Raw genomic sequence first — 23,795 nt, 5'->3', positions numbered from 1 at the left:
GGTGTGGTCATGCAAACACCGGGATGCCCGGTCAGTGGAACACGGCCTGCCCCCCGAGACCGAACCGGTCGCGAAGCTCTCGCTTGAGCAATTTGCCGCTCGGATTTTTCGGCAGTGCATCGACGAAGAAAACTCGCTTGGGTGTCTTGAAGCCGGACAGATGCTCGCGGCAATGGTTCAGAATGTCATTTTCGGTGAGACCGATGCCATCGCGCGGCACCACCGCCGCCACCACGGCTTCCACCCAAACCGGGTGCGGCACACCGAAGACCGCGACCTCCTCGACGCCGCTATGCCGGTAGACGATCTCCTCGACCTCGCGACTGGCCACATTTTCTCCGCCGGTTTTGATCATGTCCTTCTTGCGGTCCACGACGTGCAACATGCCGTGCTCGTCGTAGTAACCGAGATCGCCCGAGTGGAACCAGCCGCCGCGGAAGGCCTCGGCAGTTCGTTCGGGATCGTCGAGATAGCCCAGCATCAAGTGCGGGCTGCGATGCGCGATCTCGCCCACCGAACCAGTACCTCGGGGGATGTCGTTGTCATCGAGGATCGTTGTCTCCACATTGACAACTGGGCGCCCGGCCGCGCCGGCATGGGCATCCTGCTCATCGGGTCCCAGGGTTGACGCCAATGGCGCCATCTCGGTCTGGCCGTAGAAGTTCCACAACCTCAGACGCGGCAGCCGCTGGCGGATCTCATGCAGTACCTCGATCGGCATCGCTGAGGCGCCGTAGTACCCCTTGCGCAAACTGGTCAGATCTACCTTATCGAAGGTCGGGCAGCGCAGCAGGCTGATCCACACCGTCGGTGGCGCAAAGTAATTCGTTACCTGATAGCGCTCGATGGTGCGCAGGACCGCGTCCGGTTCGGGACGCGGCAGGATGATGCTGGTAGCGCCCAGATAGATGTCGGTGGCCAGGAAATTGTCCAGCTGTGCGCAGTGATAAAGCGGTAGCGAATGGATCTCGACGTCGTCTCCAGACATCGAGCCGGCCTCGATCGTGCTCGCATACTGCCACATCAGGCTGCGGCTGGAGTGCATCACGGCCTTGGGCCGCGACTCGGTCCCGCTGGTATACATCAGCCGCACGAGTTGGTCGTCATCGATGTTCAGGTCCGGCGCGGTGGTGTTCGCCGTCAACCACCCTGCGAAGTCATCCCAGCCCGGGGGAGCGGTGCGCCCGGCCGGCATCAGTGCCACCCTGGTCGTGACAACGCCGCCGAGCTGCATCGCGCGCTCGGCGGTGGCCGTCAAATCACCCTCGACGACGAATCCACTGACTCCGCTGTGACCGAGGATGTAAGAGATTTCCTCAGCGGTGAGCATGAAATTGATCGGCACCAAAACCACACCGACGCGAGCCGTGGCGAAAACCAGGACCGCGTACTGCCAACAGTTGTGGGCCAGCAGGGCGATGCGCTCGCCGGGCGCAAAGCCGTTGTTGTGCAACGCGGCTGCGGTCCTGTCTACCAAAGCGTCGAACTCAGCGAAGGTGAGAAGGACGTCTCCGTCGATGATCGCGGGCTTGCCCGGATGCTTTCGGGCCGACCGGCGCGGAATATCACTGAGCGTGTGACTGCGTGCCTTTGCGATCACAGCGTCGAGTTCAGAGGGACGCACGCGTTGCATACGTGGGAGGGTAGGCCGCGACAGTCGAGACGCAGCTTCTCGCCTCCCGCTGAGTAGACACAGCAGTGCCCAAGCCGCTCACCCGCTCCGATACTCAGTCCATGACCTCCGCCACCGAATCGACGTCGCCTCCCGACTCGGCCGCGCTCGATCTCGAGGAACTGCGGGCGCACCTTGCTCGGGCCGATCCCGGCGTGCTGGTTGCGGTCCTGGCTCAGCTGACCGGCGACGCGTCTGTAATCGAGAAGTTCGGGCCTAAGATTTCCCACGTCCCCGATCCCCCCGAGCGGGCCGGCGTCACCGATGCCGACACCGCACAGGAATTGGTGAGCGCCCTGGTTGCCGCCCTGGTCGAGAACCGGCAGGCGAGTGCTCCGCCCATCGATGACCCCGAGCTGTTCAGGCGCTTGCTTCCGCTGGCTCTGGGGTCGGAGGTGGACGACGAGTTCGTTCCGCTGCTGCTCGAGCAGGGCGGGTTTCAGCTCTCACGACCGACGCTGCCGCGAACGGTGCCGATCCCCGAAACCACAAATGTGGTGATCATCGGTGCGGGCATCGCCGGCATCATCGCTGCGCTCGCGGCCGCCGAAGCCGGGGTTGGCTACGAAGTCATCGATCGCAACGACGAAGTCGGTGGGACGTGGTTGACCACCACCTACCCCGGCATCGGAGTCGACACTCCCTCCGCGTACTACTCGTTGTCGCGCGAGGTGAATCCCGAGTGGACGAGCTACTACCCGCAGGGCGCTGAATACCAGGCATATCTGGTTGCGTTGGCGGACAAGTACGGACTGCGTGAGCACATCCGATTCGCCACCGAGGTGACGGCGCTGTGGTGGGATGCGGACCGCGCTTGTTGGCAGATCCACTCGGTTGACCGCGACGGTAAGCGTGCCATCACTCATGCGCGCGTGGTGATTACCGCCGCGGGCTATCTCAACCGGCCGCGTTGGCCAGAGCTATCGGGCCGGGAGACATTCGCAGGCATCGGCATTCACTCCGCACGATGGGATGCATCACTGGATCTCGCGGGCAAGCGAGTGGCGATCATCGGTGCTGGTTGCACAGCCGTGCAAATCGTTGACGCCTGTGTGGACGAAGTCGAGCACCTCACGGTGTTCCAGCGGCAGCCACACTGGGTGGCGCCGCGTAAGCGGCTGACCGACGACGTTCCCGAATACCGCCGTTATCTCGGCCGTCACGTCCCGCATTACGCCAAATGGAACAGGCTGAAATCCTACTGGGGCACCGCGGACAACAACTATCCCGTCATCCTGCGTGACCCGGAGTGGGCGGAAACGCATCTATCGATCTCGCCCGCGAACGACGTGCTCTTGCTTATGTGTATGGACTACATCAACACAACTTTCGGTTCGGGAACCGAACTGGCGAAGAAGGTGACGCCGGATTTTGCGCCTTACGGCAAGCGGATTATCCGCGACCCAGGTGGTTACTACGCGGCGTTGACCCGTGAGCACGTCGATGTGGAAGCCAGTGAGCCTGCCGCGGTCAACGCCAAAGGTATTGTTACGCAGGGCGGTAGGCAGGTCGATCTCGACGTGATCATCTATGCCACCGGATATCACCTTGATTTCTTGTCCACCATCGATATTCGCGGCCGCGGCGGCCGCAAACTCACCGACGAGTGGGGTGACAGCCCCCGTGCGTACCGCGGCGGCACCGTGCCGGGCTTTCCCAACCTGTTCATCAACTCAGCCCCGAATTACAGTCCCGGTCACGGAGCAGGCGCTAATTTCTCGATGGAAGTGCTGTCGCACTACATCATCGAATGCCTGCAGCTGATGGCGCTGCGCGGTGCGACGACGATGGAGGTCACGCAACAGGCTTACGATGACTATGTGGCCGCGATCGACGAGGCCATGGCCAACACGGTGTGGTGTCACACCCCGAACGCACACACTTATTACCGCTCCGGTTCGGGGCGGGTCGTAGTGGCCACTCCGTATCGGCTGGTGGACCTCTGGCATGAACACCGCGCGCCGATCGAAGAGCACTTCGAGTTGCGATGACCCGGTTACTCTCCGGTAGAACGGCTTTGGTCACCGGCAGCAGCCGGGGGATTGGCCGGGCGATCGCGCAGCGACTGGCTGCCGAGGGCGCCACGGTGGCGGTGACGGCGCGAAACCGCTCACCCTCGCGGTCCACCCGGACGGGGCTGGATGCGGTACTGCCGGGAACGATTGATGAGACGATTGCCCTGATCGAGAACGCCGGGGGATCGGCGTTCGGGCTGGCCGTAGACCTCGAGGACCACGGTGCCCGGAGTAGCCTGATCGATCACGTGCTCGACCGCACCGGCCGTATCGACATCCTGGTCAACAATGCGGGCTTCGCCGACTACTCGGTGATCGAGGAGATGGGCCTGGAGACGTTCGACCGTACTGTGGAGCACTACCTGCGCACGCCTTTTGTCCTGACGAAAGCCGCAGTGCCCCATATGCGCAAGCAGGGCGCGGGCTGGATCGTCAACATCGGGTCGGTGACCGGGCTGGCGCCGGTGCGGCCGTACCGCGACTACAACAAGACTTCGGGTGACGTGATCTACGCGTCCATGAAGGCCGGGCTGCACCGTTTCACCCAGGGGGTCGCCGCCGAACTGCTCGACGCCAACATCGCGGTCAATTGCGTGGGCCCGTCGACGGCGGTTCGGACACCCGGTGCAGCACAGTTGATTCCCAAGTCGTTCCCGACTGAATCGGTCGAATACCTGGCCGAAACAGTACTGGCGATGTGTCACCTTCCCGCGGCTGAGCGAACCGGCTTGGTTGCATTCAGCCTGCACTATCCGTGGTCGCAGCGGTTGCAAGTTCGCACACTGGACGGCAAAGGCGAGCTACCCGCGCTGGAGCCACCGACGACGGCCAACCCAAATATCCTGCCGGCGGGGGTCTAGCTGGATTCAGCTCAGCACCGGCTCGGTGATGGCGCAGAAGCTGTGGCACACCGGATTACGAACGATGACTTCGGGGCACTCGGGATCGAACCACCGGTCCACTACGGCCCAGTGGATCGGGTGCATCAAGTACGGGCCCATCAGCCCTTCGACGCTGGTGAATTCCTGCTCGAACACGTGGGTCCACTCTTGCGCCCCGACAGCTTGCTCGACACGGCTCAGCTGCCAGGCAGTGATCGTCTTTATATACCGCGGCATCAAACGCAGCTCATCTTCGAAGCGGGCGATGGTGTCGTTGTCGGTGCCGGGAAGCACACACAGCAACAGCGCTCGATAGACGGTGCCGGTTTCGCCCGTACGGGAAGCCGCGCCTGAATAGCAGGCGCCATTGACGGCGGTGATCGCGGGATCATTGAGCAAAGCCGCAAAATCGGGCTCGGCGGAATGCCATTGGCTTTCCGCGCCGAAGCGCAGGTGCACCAGGACGTCGCCGCCGTTGCGTGCACCCGGCAGCGTCGGCTCGGCGACTCGGCACTGCGCCCCGGTGTTTGCGGCGACGGCACGCACAGCGGTCAGCACGCGGTCGCGATCCTGCTCGATGACGTCGAGCAGCCGGATCACGCTATACATCGCAGAGTCGATCGACGTCGTTGGCCGCGGCGGCCACGCTGCGCCCGCGCGTCTCGATGAGATCGCTGATGCCTTCCCACCATGGCCCCAGGGTGGGGTCTGGCCGGCCCTGCCACGTCATCTCCCACCACGCCTGCAGGCTGGGTAGTGACCAGGTGACGGTCACGGTGTTGGATTGATCGTCGAACCAGATCGGCGGGCTGACCAGGATGTTACGCAGCGTCATACCTCGGTCGCGTGCGGCCGGGGCGTACTCGTTGAGGTAGGTGTCCACAAATTCCCTGGCACAACCGGGGCGCGTGGTGACACGGTCGACGACAAATATCTCACCGTTAGCCATACGCAAAGGGTATGGCGCGGTTTCGCGTTGGACACGGGTAAGTCCCGTCTACTGGGAGGTACCGTTTACCGGATTGCGAAATGCCCACGGCGGGAACGTGATGCCTCACGCTGCGGCAGTGGGTCACCGGTTCAACGTCCGTCGACAGCACAGATCGGGAGCGGGTGCTCGCGCTGGCCTGGGTCCGCCGTGGTGCGAACCAACGGACCGCGGCTGCCAGCGTCTCGATGAGGAGAGGTATCGAGGTTTACGCGTACTGCAACACCGGCCGCGGCGCCGGCCGCAGCGGACGCAAGGGCTGCAGGGTCGGGGCGACGCGTTGCGTGCCGCCCTCGGCGTGCCGCCAGATGCCCATCGCGGTCATCCGGACCGGGGCGATCAATCGCTGGTCGAACATCATTCGATTCATCGGCCCGCACACCGACACCGCCGCTATGACTTCCTGGGCTTCACCCGGTCCGCCGATAGGTGCTGCCACACAACCGAATCCGAGCAGCGATTCCTCGCGTTCGAAGGCGACACCATGCGCGCGCACCCGCGACAACTCGACGGCCAGCTGCGAGCCGGTGGCGATCGAGTACTTGGTCTTGCGGACCCGCAGGTCCACCGGCGCGTCCTCGTCGCGGTAGGCCAGCATCGCCTTCCCGACGGCGGTGCAGTGCGCGGGCTGACGGCTGCCCACCCGCGTGGGTATCGGCGCCGGCGACGAATCCCCTACCTTGTCGAGGTAGACCACGTCGGGGCCGTCCAGAACCGCAAGGTGCACGACGAGCCCTGTGGCGCGGTGTAATTCGCCCAGCAGGGGACCGGCGGCGCGCACCAGGCGGTCCTGATGCACGGCCAGCGAGCCCAGCTCCACCAGCCGCATGCCCAGCTCGTAGTCGCGGCCGCTGCGGCGCAGCCAGCGCAGCTGCACCAGGCGCTCGAGCATTCGGTGCGCGGACGAGCGCGGCAGGCCGGTACGCCGGACGATCTGCGCCAGCGTCAGCCGGCCGGGCCCGTCGAATGCGTCCAGGACGAGCGAGATGCGGTCGATGACCGCCGTGGGCGTAGCTGCTTCGGCAGTTGCTGGCATCGACCCTCCAAGGGTATCTAGCTGGAATATTCCTATTAGGAATATCTGTTTCTACCACATCCGCGTGGTCCTTGTCACACATGACACGAAAACCGCCGCCGGGCGCGGTCGCGTCCGACGGCGGTCGGCGGCTCTTTCAGGTCAGAGCACGGTGGTGGTCGAGGTTTTCGACCGGCGACCGTCCCCGATTACCTCTCGAACAGCGCGAGAGACCCGACATAGGCTCGATTGGACTTGATCCGTTCGGTCAGGCACCACAACCCGTCGTGGCGCCGCTGCCAAGTGTCCGTGTAGTCGCCGAGAGTGTAGAACCGCGCCGAATGGTGGGCGTCAGATCTCAAATGAACGTCGTGGACGTAGGCGTGGCTGATCGCGACGTCGCCGTCGACATCAATGACAACGTTGCCCAAGAGGTGCTGGGTGGGGCCGCAACTGTCGAGAAATCCGTGCAGCATTTCGACGATCGCAGCCCTACCCTGCACGCGGCCGGTTCCGAAATCACCCTCTGCATCAGCGTCTAGGATTTCGGCGATTGCGGTCCAGTCTCGGTCGTCCATGGCGCGGGCGAACAGAATCAACCTTCGTTCCACGTCTCGCTCATCGCACAGAACTCGCAGTTGGTGAGAATCCATCTGTCCTCCACCTTCGTTTCGCTGCGGTGCGGGTACTACGGGTCGGAGCTGGCCAGGAAGGACATGAGACTCAGCCCTTGGCTGCGGAGCGCCCGGCGCGCCGGCCGTAGAAGCTGCCGTCACCCAGCGAAACGCCGCTGGCGTACCCCCAGGCGGCCAGGCCGGCGGTGCAGCGCCCGGCGGCGAAGAGTCCCGGGATGGGCGCGCCGCTGACGTGCAGCACCTCGGCGTCCAGCGTGGTGGCCAGCCCGCCCAGGGTGAAACCGCCGGTGTTCTCGCGCAGGTCGACGGCGCCGACGGGGGAGCCGATCGGTCTGATCCACTCCGGCTTCTTGTGCAGCAGCGGATCCTCGCCGCGCGCGGCGCCCTCGTTGTAGGCGGCCACCGTCGCCTGCAGCGACCCGGGCGGCAGTCCCATGTCGCGTTCCAGGTCGGCGACGGTGTCGGCCACCCAGGTCGCCGGGCGCAGCAGGAACTTCGGCGACCACGAGGCCATCGCCGCCTCCTGCGCATCGCCGTCGATGATCAGATAGGCGACGTTGTCCTGCTGGTAGAGGGTGAGCTGCCCGATCCGGCCCGGGTAGGTGTCCTCGGCGACGTAGCGCTGCCCGCGGCCGTTGACCAGGATGCCGCGCACCAGCTGCTGCGGGTCGATGAAGATCGCGACCTCGGTGGCGTCCATGTGCGCCAGGTCGGCGCCCAGCGCCTGCGCCATCCGGATCGCCTGCCCGTCGTGCTGCTCGATGGAGGCGGCGGGCCGGCCGGCGATCCGCGGCGCATACCGCTGCACCATCGCGTCGTTATAGGCGAAGCTGCCCGTCGCCAGCACCACCCCGGACCGCGCCCGGATGTTCATCTCGGTGCCGTACTTTCGGGCGCGGATGCCAACCACCCGGCCGTCGGATTCGACGATCAGCCGCGACACCCGCACGTCGTACAGCGCCCGGGCGCCGGCCGCGGTCGCGGTTTCCACCAGCGGCTTCATCAGCATGTAGCCGGCGCTGGCCTCGCCCTGCTTCTTGTTCTGCATCTGCGGGACGTGCCCGCGCGGCGCCGGGGAGGCAATGGTGTTGAACGGGAACGAATTCTCGCCGCCGCTGTACATCAGGCCCTGGTCGCCCATCGGCTCCCAGCCGGGCTCGGCGAAGAACTCGGCGTTGAACGGGACGCCGCACCCGACCAGCCAGTCGAAGTGCGCGACGCTGCCGGCGCAGTAATCGGCGATCCGGTTCTCGTCGGCGCCGGGTCCCATCGCGACGTTGAGGAAGGCTGCCATGTTGTCGACGGAATCTTCGAAGCCACAAGCCTTTTGGATGGGCGTACCGCCGCCGAGATAGATGAAGCCGCCGGCCATCGACGCCGCGCCGCCCCAGGAGCCGGTGCGCTCCAGCACCAGCACGTCGGCGCCGCTCCGCGCAGCCTCCACCGCCGCCGCCGCACCGGCGACGCCGTAGCCCGCGATGACGACGTCGGCCCCGTCATCCCACGACGTGATCGACGACGCCGCGACCGGCGTGACGTCCGATTCGGGCGTCACAGCCGCATGGCCGCGGGCATTTCACCGACCCACTGGTGGCCCCAGTAACTGTCGGCGGTGATTTCCTCTGCGGTGTAATAGGTTTCGTTTACCCGCATCCCCTCGGTGCCGAATTCGATATCCCAGTCACCGGGTGCGCGGACGTAGAACGAGACCATCTTGTCGTTGGTGTGCCGGCCCAGGGTGGACGACAGCTGGAAGCCCTCGGCGTTGACCCGGTCCAGCGCCTGCCCGACGGCGTCCAGGGTGTCGACCTCCACCATGATGTGAACCAGCCGCGGGTCGCGTTGGTGCGCGGCCGGCACGATCGCCAGGCTGTGGTGGCGTTCGTTGATGCCCAGGAACCGAACCCGCACCGGGCCGAACTCTTTGGGCAGCGGCACCCGGAACGCGCCGCGGGCGCGGAAGCCCAGGACCTCGGTGTAGAAGTCGAAGAGCCCGTTGGGATCGGTGGCCGGCATCACCACGTGGCCCATGCCCTGGTCGCCGGTGACGAACTTCGCACCGAACGGCGTGACCACCGGGCTGTGGTCGAGCACGGCGCCGTGGAACACCTCCAGCGTGGTGCCGGCGGGATCCTCGAACGTGATCACCTCTTCGACGCGGCGGGCCTCGGCCTCGTCGGGGGACAGCTGTTTGTACGCCACGCCTGCGCCGTCCAGCGTGGCCTGCACGCGCTGCAACGCCGGGTGATCGCGCACTTCCCAGCCGACGGTCAGCACCCGGTCGGTCTCACCGGGCACCACGATGAGCCGGGCCGCCCGCTCGTCCATCCGCAGGTACAGCGCCGACGGGTCGGGGCCCTTGCCCTCGGCGAAACCCAGCACCCCGAAGGCGAACTGCCGCCAGCGGTCGATGTCGTTGGTCGAAATGGTGATGTAGCCCAGGCTTTTCAGATCGCTCACGGATGCGTCTCCTGCTCAGATCAGGGCCCGCAGCGGACCCTCGGGCGGGTCGATGCCGATCGAACTCAGCGCCGACGCGTGATAGGTGGTGCCGGGGACGTGGATGGCATGCATCTGCCCGACGTGCACATCACGCCAATACCGTTGCAGCGGCTTGTCCATTCTCGCCGCGTTGCCGCCCGAGCGGGCGAAGATCTCGTCGACCGCGGACACCGCGCGCCACACCGCGCGCACCTGCGTCCGGCGCCCGGCCGCCCGGTCGGCGAACGACACCTCCTTGCCGGCCGCGACCATGTCGTAAATGCGGTCGGCGTTGGCCAGCAGCTCCTGGCGGGCGGCGTTGATGTCGGCGGCCGCCTCGCCGATCGCGTGCATGACGTAGGGGTCGTCCTTGATCGCGGTCCCGGTGGCGCCAACGCGCGCGCGCTGATAGTCGAGGTGCGCGGCCAGCGCCCCCTCGGCGATCCCGATGGTCGCCGCCGAGATGCCCAGCGGGAACATCGTCGACCACGGCATCAGGTACAGCGGCTCGGTCATGCCGGCCTCCCGCTGGGCGGTTCCGTCCATCACCTTGGTCGCATCCATGGTCCGGTAGCTGGGCACGAACGCGTCGGAGACGATGACGTCCTTCGAGCCGGTTCCGCGCAGCCCCACCACGTTCCACGAGTCCTCGACGATCTCGTAGTCCTTGCGCGGCAGGATCATGTGCAGCATCTGCGGCGGCATCAGCGGGATGCCCTTCTCGTCGCCGAGCATGGCGCCCAGGATGATCCAGTCACAGTGGTCGGTGCCCGAACTGAACTGCCAGCGGCCGTTGAAGAGGTAGCCGCCGTCGACGGGCTTGGCCACGCCCTGCGGCGCGTAGGGGGAGGCCATCCAGGTGTCCACGTCGTCGGCCCAGATCTCGGCCGCGACCTTTGGGTCCGCGTAGGCCAATTGGTAGGGGTGCACACCCACCACGCCGACGATCCAGCCGGCCGCCGGGTCCAGCGCCGCGGTGGCCATCGTCGTCTCGGCGAACTCGCGGGGGTGAACCTCGAAGCCTTGGTATTGCTTGGTCTGCAGCAGCCGGATCAGGCCGGCGCCCTTCATCAGCTTGACGGTGTCGTCGGTGAGCCGCCCGATCCGTTCGGCTTCGGCGGCTTGGTCGCGCAACTGGTCGGCCATGGCCACTACCCGGTCGAGTACCCGGTCGCTCATATCGTTGTCCTTACGTGAGTGGGCTTAGTAATGGTCTACCGCAGATCCGGGCCGTCCCAAAGGAAATCCCGATGAGCGGACACCGGCAATCAGAATTCGACGTGAACATCGGCGCCGGCCGCCCTCGCCTCGCAGGCGAGAATCAGGCCATCGTCGAGGTCGGCGGCGTCCAAGACGTCGCACGGGGCCATGTCGACCCGCCCGGCGATCACGGTCGCCACGCACGAACCGCAGCTGCCCTGCCGGCACGAGTGCGGCACGGCGATCCCCGCGTCCAGCAGTGTCTCGACCAAAGTTTGTCCCTGCGGCCAGCGCAGACGATGCCGCCGGCCGTCCAGATCGACGTTGACATGTGCGACTTCCGGCATCGGCCGATGGTCGGCGATGAGCGCCGGGCGGCGGGCGCGCGCGCCCGGTGGCCGGGAGAACTCACCCGAACCGTCCGGTGATCGGGAGGGACGGCGGCCCGCGCTGCGCAAGGCCCTACGGTGACTGCTTGTGAACGCTCCCGGCCAACAGCCTCTCGATGTCGTCGTGGTCGGCGCGGGGTTCGCCGGCCTGTACGCCCTGTACAAACTGCGCAGCCAAGGCCTCTCGGTGCGGGTGCTCGAGGCCGCCCCCGAGGTAGGCGGGACCTGGTACTACAACCGGTATCCGGGTGCCCGCTGCGACGTCGAGAGCGTCGACTACTGCTACTCGTTCTCCGACGAGCTCCAGCGGGAGTGGAACTGGACCGAACGGTATGCCACCCAGGCCGAGATCCTGGCGTATCTGAACTGGGTGGCCGACAAGCTCGACCTGCGCCCTGACATCGCGCTGCGCACCCGCGTGGTTTCCGCGACACTCGACCAACCGGCATTGCGCTGGACGGTCATTACCGATGCAGGCCAACGGCTTTCGGCCAGGTTCTGCCTGATGGCGACCGGCCCGCTGTCGGCCGCGCTGACGCCGGACTTCACCGGCCTGGAAACCTTTGCGGGCGAGGTTTACCACACCGCGCACTGGCCGCGCCAACCCGTCGACTTCACCGGTAAACGGGTGGCGGTCATCGGCACCGGATCGTCTGGCATTCAATCGATTCCGATCATCGCCGAGCAGGCCGCACACCTGTACGTCTTTCAGCGCACCCCCAACTACAGCGTCCCGGCCGGCAACAGGCCGTTGTCCGCTGAGGAACTCGACGAGATCAAGGCGAATTATCCGCAGCGGCGTGCGCTGTCGTGGCGCAGCGGCGGCGGTTCACCGCACCTCACCGCCCCGAAGCCGACGATGCAGTTCACACCCGAGGAGCGACGCGCGGCGTTCGAAAAGCGTTGGCAGTTGGGTGGTGTGCTGTTCTCGAAGACGTTCCCGGACCAGATGACCGATCTGGAGGCGAACGAAGAGGCCCGCAGGTTCTACGAGGACAAACTCCGGGCCGTCATCGACGATCCGGCCCTCGCCGATCTGCTGATTCCCACCGACCATCCGATCGGAACCAAGCGAATCTGCACCGACAGCAACTACTTTCAGACATTCAACCGGCCCAACGTGTCGCTGATCAGTGTCCGCAACGCGCCGATCGAATCGATCGACGCCGCGGGCATCAACGCAGGTGACGCGCACTACGATGTTGACATGATCGTGCTGGCAACGGGTTTCGATGCGATGACCGGGGCGCTGGACAGCATCGACATCGTCGGACGCGGCGACGCGACGCTGCGTGAGGACTGGGCGCACGGACCCCGCACCTATCTCGGCCTGGGTGTGGACGGCTTCCCCAACCTGTTCTTGATCTCGGGCCCGGGAGCGCCCGCCGTGCTGGCCAACATGGTGCTGCACGCCGAGGCCCAGGTGAACTGGATCGCCCAGGCCATCAATTACCTCGACGACCACGGGTATGCGGGCATCGAAGCCACCGTGGACAGCGTCGACGGCTGGGGCGCCGAATGCGCCCGGCGTGCCGAGACGACGCTGTTCACCAAGGCGAACTCGTGGTACATGGGCGCGAACGTGCCCGGAAAGCCAAGGGGCTTCATGCTGTTCGTCGGAGGATTCGCCACCTACAACGACATCTGCGCCGAGGTGGCCGAGACCGGCTACCGGGGCTTCGATTTAATCGAACGATGACGGGATTGCTGAACAAGGTCGTCGTAGTCACCGGCGCCGCCAAAGGCACCGGGCGGGTGCACTGCGCGCGCTTCGCCGACGAGGGCGCGGACGTGATCGCGCTCGACGCCGACACCGCGGCCGACGAGCTGCGCGACACCGCACAGGGAGTCGAGGACCGCGGCCGACGGTGCGTGACCGGCCTGGCCGACGTCGGCGACCTCGAGGCGATGACGGCCGCCGTGGATGCCGGTGTCGCCGCGCTGGGCCGCCTCGACGTCGTGGTGGCCAACGCCGGGGTCCACCTGCCCGGCGCACCTTCCTGGGAACTCGACCCCCAGGTGTGGCAGCGCACGCTCGACATCAACCTCACCGGCGTCTGGCACACGGTCCGGGCGAGTGTGCCGCACATGGTCGATCCGGAAGGTGATCAGGGTGGCTCGGTCGTCATCATCAGCTCCACCAGCGGGCTTCGTGGGCTGCCCAACACCGCGCACTACACCGCCAGCAAGCACGCGGTGGTGGGCCTGGCGCGCACCCTGGCCAACGAGCTCGGCCCGCGCGGCATCCGGGTCAACACCGTGCACCCCGGCCCGGTGGCCACGCCAATGGTGCTGAACGAGAACACCTTTCGGCGGTTGCGGCCGGACCTGGACAACCCGACCGCAGCCGATGCGGCCGAGGTGCTGCAGGCGCGCAACCTGCTCCCGGTGCCTTGGGTCGAGCCTGTCGACATCGCCAACGCCGTGCTGTTCCTGGCCTCCGACGCAGCCCGCTACATCACCGGCACCCAGCTCGTCGTGGACGCCGGCCTGACCCAGAAGACGACATGACCATGACGGCCGAAGGGCGTCTAACAGGGAAGGTCGCCCTGATCACCGGCGCGGCGCGCGGGATCGGCCGCGCGCAAGCGGTGCGGTTCGCGCAGGAGGGCGCCGACGTCGTCGCGCTCGACGTGTGTGGTCCGGTCGACACGGTGACCATCCCGCACAGCACCCCGGCCGACCTCGAAAAGACGGCCGCATTGGTCGCCGAGGCCGGTGCGCGCGTGCACACCGAAATCGTGGACGTGCGCGACCTGTCCGGCATGCAGGCCGCCACCGATCGCGGTGTCCAGCAGTTCGGTGGTCTGGACGTGGTCTGTGCGACCGCGGGTATCACCTCGCGCGGCATGGCCGTGGAGCTGGACGAAAACGCCTGGCGCACCATGCTCGACGTCAACCTCACCGGCGTGTGGCACACCTGCCGCGCGACCACGCCGCACCTGATCGCGCGCGGGGCGGGGTCGATGATCCTGACGAGCTCCATCGCGGGCCTGCGCGGGCTGGTCGGCGTCGCGCACTACACCGCCGCCAAGCACGGCGTGATCGGCATGATGCGCAGCATGGCCAATGAGCTTGCGCCACACAATGTTCGGGTCAACTGCGTCAGCCCGACCAATGTCGACACGCCGATGATCCACAACGACGTGGTCAGCACCGCGTTTCGGCCCGACCTGGACCGCCCGCCCACGCGCGCTGAATTCGCTGAGGCGGCCCGCTCGATGAACATGCTCGCGGTCCCGTGGGTGGACGCGGTGGACGTGGCCAACGCCGCGCTGTTCCTGGCCTCCGACGAGGCGCGCTACATCACCGCGATCGTCCTGCCCGTCGACGCCGGGGCCACCCAGCGATGAGGAGAACACCATGACCGCCATCGACGAGGTGCTGACCCGCCTGCGCCGGCTCGAGGACGAGCGCGACATCGCCCGCCTGATCGCCTCGTACGGCCCCGCGGTCGACGCCGGCGACGCCGACGCCGCCGCGGGCCTGTGGGCGAGCGACGGCGTGTACGACGTCGACGGCTGGCGCATGGAAAGCCGCGCCGACGTCCACGCGATGATCAGCTCGCAGGCCCACCAGAAGTTGGTGGCCAAGGGCTGCTCGCACTTCCTCGGGCCGTGTGTCGTCACGGTCGACGGTGACGAGGCGGTGGCGGTATGCGAATCCCTGGTGCTGGTCCGCGACGGCGACGGCTATCGCGTGTGGCGGGCCACCGCACACCATTTCGCGCTGCGCCGCATCGACGACCGCTGGCAGATCGCCACCCGCACCAGCCGAGCGCTCGACGGCAACCCCGACGCGCTCGCCCTGTTGACGAAAGGCCTTGCGGGACAGAGCTGATCGCGCCGACCGGCGTGGTCCGGCTTCGCCGCGCGCGCGATCGCCGCTAGCCGCGTGACAGGAACGCCAGCACGGTGCTTTCGAACGCGTCCTTGGCCTCGATCATCGCCCAGTGCCCGGAGTTGGGGAAGATGTGCAGTTCCGCGTTGGGGATGGTGCGCATCGGAATCAGCGCCATGTCCGGTGGGCTCACCCGGTCGTCGCGACCCCACGTCAACAGGGTGGGCGCGGTGAGCTTGTGCATGGTCGCCCAGGGCAGCGGCCGGTCGGAGGCGTTCAGCGCGGCGTTCATCCCGGCGAATGCCGCCTTGCCGTACATGCGCCGGGCCGCGGCCAGGGTTTCCGGGTCGGTGGCCAGCTCCCAGCGTTCCTCGATCAGCTGCTCGGTGACCAGCCCCTGGTCGTAGACCATCGACTTGAGCCAATCCACCAGTCGCTGCCGCGTGGGGTCCTCGACGAACTCCTGCAGCAGCCGAATGCCTTCGCTCGGACTGGGACTGAAGATGTTGGTGCCGATGCCGCCGATGGTCACCAGCCGGTCGACGCGGTCCGGGTTATGGGTGGCGAAGTTGATGCCGACGCCGCCGCCCATCGAGTTGCCGACGATGTGCACCTTCTCGACTCCCAGCGCGTCCAGGAAGGGCGACACCGTGCCGAACGCGGTGACCATCGGATGCCCGCCGAAGTCGTCGCTGACCCCGAACCCGGGGAATTCCAGGATCAGGCACCGGAAGTGGGCGGCGAAGGCGGGCAGCACGCCGCGGAAGTTCCGCCACCCGGTGACGCCGGGCCCCGACCCGTGCAGGAACAGCAGTACCGGGCCGGTATCCGGGCCGCCGGTGTCGTAGTAGCGCAAAGCGCCCTTTTCGAGGCCGATTTCACGCAGGTCGTCCGCTGCGACGGTCGTCGGTTCAGATGTGTCTGCCACGGATGTCACCCTGCCATGCCTTCGCGCGCAGGGCGGACGGGGTTCCGCTCACCGGGCCGGTCAGAGCGGATTGCCCACGGATTCGCCGCAATTCAGCAGCTCTTTGAGCGCGGCCGGGAACGCGTCGGCGAGGTCCCACAGGTCCGGAACCAGGTCGGGGCAGGAGATGATGCCGACGCCCAGTCGGCCGTTGAGCGACATCACGGTGATGTTGAGCGCGGCGCCCGCGATGATCGGGCCGAGCGGATACATGGCGTCGAGCCGGCACCCCAGGAAGTAGAGCTGGTCCTGCGGGCCGGCCACGTTGGACATCACCAGGTTGTGTGGCGGCTTGTCGGGCAGGGGCATGCGTGGCAGCAGTTTCCTGGCTGCGCCGAACATGGTTTGTCCGGCCACTTGCGTCCAGTCGTGCAGCAGGGTCGGGCCCAGCGCCGCGGAGTGGTCCTTGGCGGCGGCGTTTCCGGCGGCGATGCTGGCCAGCCGTTGCACCGGGTCGTCGATGTGGGTTTCGAGCCGGCAGAGCATCCAGGTCATCTGGTTGCGGCCCGTCCGAGTTGATCTGTCGCGGACGGACACCGGCACGCTGGCGACCAAAGGGAGGTCCGACAGCGCGTCGCGGTCCTGGAAGTACTGGCGCAGCGCGCCGGCGCACAGCGCGGTCACGACGTCGTTGACCGTCACCCCGAACCGGCGTTTGACGGTTTTGACATCCTCAAGGTCCACGCTGGTCAGGGCGACGTTGCGGCGCCGGGTGAACGAGCCGTTGAACGCCGTCGGCGGTGCCGCGAACGGAGCCGCCATCGTCTGGCCGCCGCCGCGGGCACGCAGCAGCGTTCCCGCCAGGGTCAGCGCCGTTGACGGCACCACCTTGGCCAGGCGCCACGGCCGTAGTGCCGCGCCGATCAGCCCGCTCACGGCGATCTGCAGCGGATTCGCCGCGCCGATGCGCTCGGCCGGTTCCGGCGGCGCGGCGTCCGGCACGGCGCTGCACAACTGCGCGAGCAGGTTGGCCCCGCCCACGCCGTCGACCACCGCGTGGTGGATCTTGACGACGACGGACAACGCGTCGGTGCCGTGCAGGCCTTCGACCACCCACATCTCCCAGAGCGGGCGATCCCGATCGAGCGGTAGCCCGGCGATGTGGCCGCAGATGTCCGCTAATTCCCTCGGCCCTCCGGGCGAGGGCAGGGCGACGCGGTGCAGGTGCCGTGAAAGATCGAACCGATCGTCGTCCACCCACACCGGGTGATCGAAGTTCAATTGGTTGTCGGCCAGCTTGAGGCGGAATTCTGGCACGGCGTCCAACCGCACCGACAGTGCCTCCTGCAAGCGGTCGAAGGTGTAGCCGCCCGGCATCGTCATCGGGTCCAGTTCCAGCACGCAGCAAACGTTTAAAGGCTGCGTCGGTGATTCCAGGTATAAGAAGAACGCGTCTAATCCACTGAGTCGTTGCATGCTTGCTCGTCTCGGTTATGCGGCCATGACCGCTGGTCACGTGACCGGCGGTCATCCCGGAGCTCCTGAGGGGACGCACGATCGGGGCGACCGCAACTTATTTCGGGTGACTTTTATCTGTAGCCGTTGCGGGGCTTTCGGCAAACATCCCGGCGATACATTTAACGAAATCGCCACTCAGCCGACGCCCGGTGCGGCCGGCGGGTCGCCGCTTATGCGCTGGTGGACCGGTGCCCCGCGAGCAGGCGGTCGACGCAGTAGCGGTGGTGGCCGCGGAAGGCAATCACGCCGACGAGAAAGAGCGCGTGCACAAGCTGCTCACCGATCACGTTGAAGTGCTCGATCGACGTCGCGCCCAAGACCAGGACGATCATCAGTGCGCCGGGGTCTCGGACGCGGACATGATCGGTCCTTTCCCGCTTGACTCGACTACGGTTGAACATCAACGCGGACAACAGGTTTAGTGTGCCCGCGAGGACGTCATCACTGCCCCCCGGAGGGCTCGCGGGCCATCGCGGAATCGGGCGCCGCCCAGTCGGTCGAAACCTTGCGGTGCTTGATCAGCCAAGCATCAGCCTCGGGCACCAGGAGGTCTCGGTAGCGGCCGCAGTGGTCGAGCCCGATGTGGGTGACCACGGTGAAGTAGGAGTCGACCCGGGCCTGTCCGGGTGCCACCGCGGTGAACAACACGTTCGCGACGTTATGGCGCACAACCGGTTTGACGCCGGCCTCGACGGCGACCCTCCCGGTGACACCGCCCAGGAATGCCGCGATCTCCGAACGCCCGCGCAGCGGCGCGAAACCCCGGATCTCGAGGACGCCGTCGGCGCAGAACGTCTCCGCAAGTCCGTCGAGCCGGCCGGCGTCACCGGACCAGTTGTAACGCGCCAAGGTGTCCCGGATTCGCTCGCGGGCGACCAGTTCCCACATTTCCACCGTCACGTCTCCTCGCGCCGTCGCCGAAACCTCGGCCCACCAGCGTAGGCGCACCCGGTGACGGTGCTGGAAACCTGCCGATGCGGCGCTCGCCAAAGTCACCGAAGTGTGATCGGCGATGTTGTCCGGCACGGCAATTGGGCCATATCTCCGGTGCGTTCTCGGTGACGACGATCCGCCCGGTCACGGGTGTGGCGAAGGCTACTCGCCGCCCACGTTTCGAGAACGCAGCGGTTGGGCAATAAAGGGGGCGAGCGCACGACACGGGCGTTCGCGCGCCACACGGAGGGAGAACGCATGTCGGACAAGAGTGGTCCGGAAGAAGCCATCGAAGGCATCGTCGAGGGCGTCAAGGGCAAGGTCAAGGAAGTCGCCGGCGCGGTTGCCGGACGTGACGACCTGATGCGGGAGGGCAAGGCTCAGCAGGACAAGGCCGACGCGCAACGAGAGGCCGCCCAGAAAGAGGCCGAAGCCGAAAGCGCCCGCAAGGCCGCCGAAATCAACGAAGCTCGCCAGAAAGCCGAACAGTAGCGGCAGTCGATGGTGGCCCGGTCACAGGCGTGGCCGGGCCACCGCTTTGTCGCGGGCGGGAAAGCCCGGGAATGAAAAGCCGCATGCGGGTGTAGAACAACGCATGAAGCTCAACGACGCCGCCCGCGACCTCATCGGGAAGGGCGCGGATGCCACGCTGGTGACCATCAATCCCGACGGCAGCCCCCAGGTGAGCGTCGTCTGGGTGGCGTTGCGGTCGACGCCCGACGGAGACGAACTCGTCAGCGCCCACCTTTCCGAACACAAGAAGGTCCGCAACGTGCGCAACGATCCGCGCGTCGCGGTGACCATCGTGTCGCTCGACGCGGCCGGCCAGGGGATGCGGCCCTACCTCTCGCTCACCGGGACCGCCCGGATCACCGAGGGCGGCGCCCCCGAACTGCTGGCGGAGCTCAACCCGGTCCTCGGCGACCCGAACACCAAGTTCCCGCCCGACAACGCCCCGCCGGGCTACCTCACCCACATCCGCATCGACAAGGTCGGCGGCATCGGGCCCTGGGCGGGCTGACCCCGAATCTTGGCACTTCCGCTACCGCCGGTAGCGGAATACAGTGGGTGGATGAAACCGGGCGAAGACGGGACGCACCTGCGCACGTGTCCCTTGTGTGAAGCCATGTGCGGCTTGGAAATTCGCGTCGAGGGCGGCCCCAAAAACGCAAAAGTCACCGGGATCCGGGGCAACCGCGACGATGTGTGGAGCCGCGGACATCTGTGCCCTAAAGGCACCTCGCTTGCGGCCCTGCACGACGATCCGGACCGCATTCGCCGGCCGATGATCAAGGTCGACGGCCAATGGCGGGAAGTCAGCTGGGACGCGGCGTTTCGCCGCTGCACCGAACTGCTGACCCCGGTGATCGACAAGTACGGCATCGGCGCGGTCACCGCCTACACCGGCAACCCGCTGGCGCACTCGTTCTCACTGGCCCGCTACGCGGGCGTCCTGATGGGCATGTCCGGCATGCCGGTCACGTATTCACCGGGCACGGTCGATCAGTGGCCGAAGAACCTGTCGTCGCATCTCATGTACGGCCTGTGGTGGAACTTCCCGGTGCCCGACATCGAACGCACCGACCTGTTGGTGATCATGGGCGCCAACCCGGCGGCGTCGCAGGGCTCGCTGTTGGCCGCGCCCAACGTGATGAGTCTGATCGACGGGATTCGCAAACGCGGCAAGGTGATCGTGATCGACCCGGTGCGCACCCTGACCGCCGCGCGCGCCGACGAATGGCTTCCCATCGTGCCGGGAACCGACGCGGCGCTGCTGCTGGCCGTCGCACACACCCTCTTCGACGAGGACCTCATCAGGCCGGGGCCGCACGTCGATGGTGTCGACGCCATGCGGCGAGCCGCCGCGGACTGGCCGCCGGAACGGGTCAGCGCCGTCACCGGCATCGACGAAGACCGGATCCGCCGGCTGGCCCGCGAGCTCGCGGGCACCGAGAAGTCGGTGGTATACGGCCGAATCGGCCTGTGCAATCAGGAGTTTGGCAGCCTCGCCAGCTGGCTGGTGGACGCCGTCAACATCCTCACCGGCCATTTCGACACACCGGGCGGCGCGATGTTCCCCAAGCCGGCGGCCTGGTCGATCACCACCCAGCCACTGCCCGGGCTGGAGGACGGCGCACCGGAATTCGGTCGTTGGCACACCCGGGTGCGCGGCGCCAAGGAGGTGCTCGGTCAGGCGCCGGTGTCCTGCATGGCCGAGGAGATCGCCACCCCGGGCGACGGACAGCTCAAGGCGCTGATCACCGTCGCGGGCAACCCGGTGTTGTCCACGCCCGCCGGTGACAAACTCGACGAAGTGCTGCCGATGCTGGAAGCCATGATCTCCGTTGACCTTTGGCTCAACGAGACCACGCGGCACGCCGACGTGATCCTGCCCGGCCTGTCCCCGCTCGAGCAGCCGCACCACGACGATCTGATCCTGCTCTTCGCCATCCGCAGCATCGCGAATTACTCCGCCCCGGTGTTCGATCCGGGCGATCGCCCGCACGAATGGGAGATCCTGATCCGGTTGACCGGCCTGTGCACCGGCACACCGGCCGAGGACGTGGATGTCGCGGCCATCGACGACGGCTTCTTCGACTACCTGGCGTTTACCCAAGGCCTCGACGGTGCACAGATCCGCAAGCTCTACGAGCACGGCGGACCCGAGCGAATGCTCGACCTCACGCTGCGTACCGGACCCTTCGGTGACCAGTACGGCAAGAATCCGGGTGGGCTGACGCTGGACATACTCAAGGCCAACCCGAACGGCATCGACTTCGGGCCGATGGTGCCGCAGCTGCCCGACATCCTGGGCACGGCTGACAAGAAGATCAGGCTCGCCCCGCCATACCTGCTCGACGACCTGCCGCGCCTGGCCGCACGCATGCAGCGGCCCGCCGAGCCGCTCGTCCTGGTGAGCCGCCGGCACCTGCGATCCAACAACACCTGGCTGCACAACGTGCCCGCGCTGATGAAGGGAAAGGACCGGTGCACATTGCTGATCCATCCCGACGACGCGGCCCGCTGCGGCGTCACCGACAACGACATCGTGACGGTGAAATCGGAGGCCGGCGAGATCAGAGTTCCCGTCGAGGTCACCGAGTCCATCAAGCCCGGCGTGGTCTCGATGCCGCACGGCTGGGGGCACGGCAAGCCGGGCACCCGCATGTCGGTGGCGAACAGCTCGCCGGGTGTCAACACGAATGTGCTGTCCCCGCCGACGTTTGTCGACGAGCCCTCCGGCAACGGCGTGCTCAATGGCATCCCGGTCACCATCATCGACGATCAAGCCCGGTTCCGGCCTGCGCCAACTGCCTGAACGCCCCGGGGGTTCCACAGTCCCGCAGGCCCTTTCGCGCCGAACAAGGCGCGCCCGACAACGTCCCCCCGTGGCCTGTCTCCCGGTTAACGGTAGCTGTGCCGTTGTGGTTCAACTCACTTCGGCGGTGATCCGGTGAACCTTTTACGGGGCCGCCGTCGTCGGCATGGGCATGACTGCAACAACGTTTTCCAGTTCCCCGCACCGGGCCTCGGGCGGAGGATGCGGGGCTCCACGGATCGCCGGCACCGCAGTGGCTTTCACGCCGCACCGCTACGACCAGGACGAGGTCGCACGCGAACTCACCGGCTTCACCGATCCGGGATTTCTGCGCTTTGCGCAGACCGCCGGCGTCGACCGGCGCAGCCTCGCGCTGCCGCTGTCGCGTTACCCGAGACTGAGCGGCTTCACGGAAGCGAACGACGCGTATCTCGAGGTGGCCGTCGATCTGGGTGAGCGGGCGATCAATTCGGCCCTCACGGCCGCCGGCGTGGCGCCGCACGAGGTCGACACCATCGTGATGGTCTCCAGCACCGGAATCGCGGTGCCCACCATCGACGCGCGACTGATGACACGAATCGGGTTGCGGTCCGACGTCAAACGGGTGCCGTTGTTCGGGCTCGGCTGCGTGGCCGGCGCGGCCGGAATGGCGCGCGTCCACGACTACCTGCACGGCTACCCCGGGGACGTGGCCGTGCTGCTGTCGGTCGAACTGTGCTCGCTCACCCTGCAGCGCGATGACACCTCGATCCCCGCGCTCATCGGTGTGTCGCTGTTCGGTGACGGCGCCGCCGCGGTCGTCGCCACCGGGGCCGAACGAAACACGTTGGCCGACAAAGCAACAGGGCCACGTGTTCTGGCGACCCGCAGCCGCGTCGTTCCGGAAACCGTCGACGTGATGGGTTGGAACGTCGGCTCGAGCGGGTTCCAGCTCGTCATGTCCCGTGACGTCCCCAAGATGGCCGACGACTACCTGCGCGCCGAGGTGGACGCGTTCCTGGCCGATCACGCGCTGTCCGTCACCGACATCGCGGCCTGGGTGTGTCATCCCGGCGGTCCAAAAGTCCTCGAGTCGATCGAGAACGCGATCGGGTTGCCCGGCGATGCCCTCGCACACAGCCGAAACTCCATGCGGGAGAACGGAAACGTGTCCTCGGTGTCCGTGCTGGACGTGCTGCGCCGCACGGTCGCCGCGCCGCCGGGCGACGGCGCCTTCGGGGTGATGCTCGCGATGGGGCCGGGTTTCTGCTTCGAGCTGCTGTTGCTGCAGTGGTGACGGGGGACGACGCCATGTACTACTACCTGTTCATCCTCGCCGTCGGGGCCGAACGCCTCGTCGAGTTGGCGGTCGCCCAGCGAAACGCCAGATGGTCAATGGCGCACGGCGGCAAGGAGTTCGGACGCGATCACTACCCGGCGATGGTCAGTATGCACGCCCTGCTCCTGGTCTCGTGCATCGTCGAGACCTGGAGCCTGGACCGGCCGTTCATCGGGTGGCTGGGCTGGCCGATGCTGGCCGTGGTGGCGCTCAGCACGATCGTCCGCTGGCGCTGCGTCAGCGTGCTCGGCAAGCACTGGAACCCGAGGCTGATCGTGATCCCGGACGCACCGCTGGTTGAGCGCGGGCCGTATCGCTGGGTGCGCCACCCCAACTACACCGCGGTGGTGGCCGAGGTGGCCGCGCTGCCGCTGGTGCATTGCGCGTGGCTCACCGCGATCGTGTTCAGCCTGGCCAATGCGCTGGTGCTCTCCGTGCGCATCCGCGCGGAGAACGCGGCGCTGGGTTACGCGTGATCAGGGGGCGATGGGGCGATTGGTCCACCGGCGATCGGGCCGGCGCGTCGAGCGGAACCATCCGCCGGCCGCGCCGGTGCCGCCGTCGGTCGGGATGACGTGGCCGGTGACGAAGCCCGAGAGGTCGGAGGCCAGGAACAGGCGCAATGGCCGCAGTGGGTTCCGGTCGGCCGGATGGGCCTGCCCGAGGACCAGGCCCGGGTCATCC

The 23,795-nt window shown here is 66.9% G+C and carries 24 protein-coding genes and 1 pseudogene; 11 read left to right on the top strand and 14 right to left on the bottom strand.

Annotation, left to right across the window (positions count from 1 at the left end; translation table 11 throughout):
• Window positions 1-31: 31 nt before the first annotated feature.
• Window positions 32-1,633, bottom strand: a complete 1,602-nt coding sequence (locus A5708_RS08940; protein WP_065028278.1) for an acyl-CoA synthetase — start codon at window positions 1,631-1,633, stop codon at window positions 32-34.
• 101 nt (window positions 1,634-1,734) lie between these two features.
• On the opposite strand from A5708_RS08940, the gene A5708_RS08935 reads away from it, so the two are divergent.
• Both A5708_RS08935 and A5708_RS08930 read left to right on the top strand, forming a co-directional pair.
• Window positions 1,735-3,663, top strand: coding sequence for a flavin-containing monooxygenase (locus A5708_RS08935; protein ID WP_065028277.1), 1,929 nt, complete (start codon window positions 1,735-1,737; stop codon window positions 3,661-3,663).
• Window positions 3,660-4,547, top strand: coding sequence for an SDR family NAD(P)-dependent oxidoreductase (locus tag A5708_RS08930; RefSeq protein WP_065028276.1), 888 nt, complete (start codon window positions 3,660-3,662; stop codon window positions 4,545-4,547). The genes A5708_RS08935 and A5708_RS08930 overlap by 4 nt, the downstream gene beginning before the upstream one ends.
• A 6-nt stretch (window positions 4,548-4,553) precedes the next feature.
• On the opposite strand, the gene A5708_RS08925 is transcribed toward A5708_RS08930, so the two are convergent.
• The 8 genes from A5708_RS08925 to A5708_RS08890 form a co-directional block, all read right to left on the bottom strand.
• Window positions 4,554-5,177, bottom strand: a complete 624-nt coding sequence (locus A5708_RS08925; protein WP_065028275.1) for a Dabb family protein — start codon at window positions 5,175-5,177, stop codon at window positions 4,554-4,556.
• Window positions 5,170-5,517, bottom strand: a complete 348-nt coding sequence (locus A5708_RS08920) for a hypothetical protein (protein WP_065028274.1) — start codon at window positions 5,515-5,517, stop codon at window positions 5,170-5,172. The genes A5708_RS08925 and A5708_RS08920 overlap by 8 nt, the downstream gene beginning before the upstream one ends.
• A 247-nt stretch (window positions 5,518-5,764) precedes the next feature.
• Window positions 5,765-6,592, bottom strand: coding sequence for an IclR family transcriptional regulator (locus tag A5708_RS08915; RefSeq protein ID WP_065028273.1), 828 nt, complete (start codon window positions 6,590-6,592; stop codon window positions 5,765-5,767).
• Window positions 6,593-6,780: 188 nt separating this feature from the next.
• Window positions 6,781-7,209 carry a nuclear transport factor 2 family protein gene (locus A5708_RS08910; protein ID WP_065028290.1) on the bottom strand — a complete coding sequence of 143 codons (429 nt, stop codon included), beginning with the start codon at window positions 7,207-7,209 and terminating at the stop codon, window positions 6,781-6,783.
• Window positions 7,210-7,294: 85 nt separating this feature from the next.
• Window positions 7,295-8,761, bottom strand: coding sequence for an FAD-dependent oxidoreductase (locus tag A5708_RS08905; RefSeq protein WP_065028272.1), 1,467 nt, complete (start codon window positions 8,759-8,761; stop codon window positions 7,295-7,297).
• Window positions 8,758-9,666 (bottom strand): biphenyl-2,3-diol 1,2-dioxygenase, encoded by a 909-nt coding sequence (gene bphC, locus A5708_RS08900; RefSeq protein ID WP_065028271.1) that lies wholly within the window; start codon window positions 9,664-9,666, stop codon window positions 8,758-8,760. The genes A5708_RS08905 and bphC overlap by 4 nt, the downstream gene beginning before the upstream one ends.
• 15 nt (window positions 9,667-9,681) lie before the next feature.
• Window positions 9,682-10,866: an acyl-CoA dehydrogenase family protein gene (locus tag A5708_RS08895; RefSeq protein WP_065028270.1), complete on the bottom strand. Its 1,185-nt coding sequence runs from the start codon at window positions 10,864-10,866 to the stop codon at window positions 9,682-9,684.
• 89 nt (window positions 10,867-10,955) lie between these two features.
• Window positions 10,956-11,234 (bottom strand): 2Fe-2S iron-sulfur cluster-binding protein, encoded by a 279-nt coding sequence (locus A5708_RS08890; protein ID WP_065028269.1) that lies wholly within the window; start codon window positions 11,232-11,234, stop codon window positions 10,956-10,958.
• Between the two features lie 130 nt (window positions 11,235-11,364).
• On the opposite strand from A5708_RS08890, the gene A5708_RS08885 reads away from it, so the two are divergent.
• The 4 genes from A5708_RS08885 to A5708_RS08870 are packed head-to-tail and all read left to right on the top strand — an operon-like array spanning window position 11,365 to window position 15,116.
• Window positions 11,365-12,975: a flavin-containing monooxygenase gene (locus tag A5708_RS08885; RefSeq protein WP_065028268.1), complete on the top strand. Its 1,611-nt coding sequence runs from the start codon at window positions 11,365-11,367 to the stop codon at window positions 12,973-12,975.
• Complete coding sequence (locus A5708_RS08880; protein WP_065028267.1) at window positions 12,972-13,787, top strand: mycofactocin-coupled SDR family oxidoreductase; 816 nt, start codon at window positions 12,972-12,974, stop codon at window positions 13,785-13,787. Before A5708_RS08885 ends, A5708_RS08880 begins: the two co-directional genes overlap by 4 nt.
• Window positions 13,784-14,629 carry a mycofactocin-coupled SDR family oxidoreductase gene (locus tag A5708_RS08875; RefSeq protein WP_065028266.1) on the top strand — a complete coding sequence of 282 codons (846 nt, stop codon included), beginning with the start codon at window positions 13,784-13,786 and terminating at the stop codon, window positions 14,627-14,629. The genes A5708_RS08880 and A5708_RS08875 overlap by 4 nt, the downstream gene beginning before the upstream one ends.
• A 10-nt stretch (window positions 14,630-14,639) precedes the next feature.
• Window positions 14,640-15,116 (top strand): nuclear transport factor 2 family protein, encoded by a 477-nt coding sequence (locus A5708_RS08870; RefSeq protein WP_065028265.1) that lies wholly within the window; start codon window positions 14,640-14,642, stop codon window positions 15,114-15,116.
• A gap of 46 nt (window positions 15,117-15,162) precedes the next feature.
• On the opposite strand, the gene A5708_RS08865 is transcribed toward A5708_RS08870, so the two are convergent.
• From A5708_RS08865 to A5708_RS08855, 4 genes are all read right to left on the bottom strand, one after another.
• Window positions 15,163-16,053, bottom strand: a complete 891-nt coding sequence (locus A5708_RS08865) for an alpha/beta fold hydrolase (protein ID WP_419538315.1) — start codon at window positions 16,051-16,053, stop codon at window positions 15,163-15,165.
• 51 nt (window positions 16,054-16,104) lie between these two features.
• Complete coding sequence (locus tag A5708_RS08860; RefSeq protein ID WP_065028263.1) at window positions 16,105-17,499, bottom strand: WS/DGAT/MGAT family O-acyltransferase; 1,395 nt, start codon at window positions 17,497-17,499, stop codon at window positions 16,105-16,107.
• 212 nt (window positions 17,500-17,711) lie between these two features.
• Window positions 17,712-17,873, bottom strand: a complete 162-nt coding sequence (locus tag A5708_RS26725; RefSeq protein ID WP_155765947.1) for a hypothetical protein — start codon at window positions 17,871-17,873, stop codon at window positions 17,712-17,714.
• A 109-nt stretch (window positions 17,874-17,982) separates the two neighbouring features.
• Window positions 17,983-18,435 (bottom strand): nuclear transport factor 2 family protein, encoded by a 453-nt coding sequence (locus A5708_RS08855; protein ID WP_065028289.1) that lies wholly within the window; start codon window positions 18,433-18,435, stop codon window positions 17,983-17,985.
• Between the two features lie 297 nt (window positions 18,436-18,732).
• Here A5708_RS08855 and A5708_RS08850 point away from each other — a divergent pair, with 297 nt between their 5' ends.
• The 5 genes from A5708_RS08850 (at window position 18,733) to A5708_RS08830 (ending at window position 23,587) form a co-directional block, all read left to right on the top strand.
• Window positions 18,733-18,966, top strand: coding sequence for a CsbD family protein (locus A5708_RS08850; protein WP_064878823.1), 234 nt, complete (start codon window positions 18,733-18,735; stop codon window positions 18,964-18,966).
• A 103-nt stretch (window positions 18,967-19,069) separates the two neighbouring features.
• The gene (locus A5708_RS08845) at window positions 19,070-19,495 is read left to right on the top strand and encodes a PPOX class F420-dependent oxidoreductase (protein ID WP_065028262.1); all 426 of its coding nucleotides are present in this window, start codon (window positions 19,070-19,072) and stop codon (window positions 19,493-19,495) included.
• A 51-nt stretch (window positions 19,496-19,546) separates the two neighbouring features.
• Complete coding sequence (locus tag A5708_RS08840; RefSeq protein ID WP_065028261.1) at window positions 19,547-21,793, top strand: molybdopterin-dependent oxidoreductase; 2,247 nt, start codon at window positions 19,547-19,549, stop codon at window positions 21,791-21,793.
• A 253-nt stretch (window positions 21,794-22,046) separates the two neighbouring features.
• Window positions 22,047-23,069: a type III polyketide synthase gene (locus A5708_RS08835; protein WP_196772579.1), complete on the top strand. Its 1,023-nt coding sequence runs from the start codon at window positions 22,047-22,049 to the stop codon at window positions 23,067-23,069.
• 14 nt (window positions 23,070-23,083) lie between these two features.
• A complete protein-coding gene (locus tag A5708_RS08830; protein WP_065028287.1) occupies window positions 23,084-23,587 on the top strand; it encodes an isoprenylcysteine carboxyl methyltransferase family protein in 504 nt (167 codons plus the stop codon).
• Here A5708_RS08830 and A5708_RS26720 read toward each other — a convergent pair.
• A pseudogene (locus tag A5708_RS26720) lies at window positions 23,588-23,795 on the bottom strand (SDR family oxidoreductase); the annotation flags it as partial. It abuts the gene before it with no gap.

This window comes from Mycobacterium colombiense, assembly GCF_001672755.1.
Classification (GTDB): domain Bacteria; phylum Actinomycetota; class Actinomycetes; order Mycobacteriales; family Mycobacteriaceae; genus Mycobacterium; species Mycobacterium colombiense_C.
Note: the sequence above shows the minus strand (reverse complement) of the source record. Positions and strands in the feature narration are given on the sequence as shown.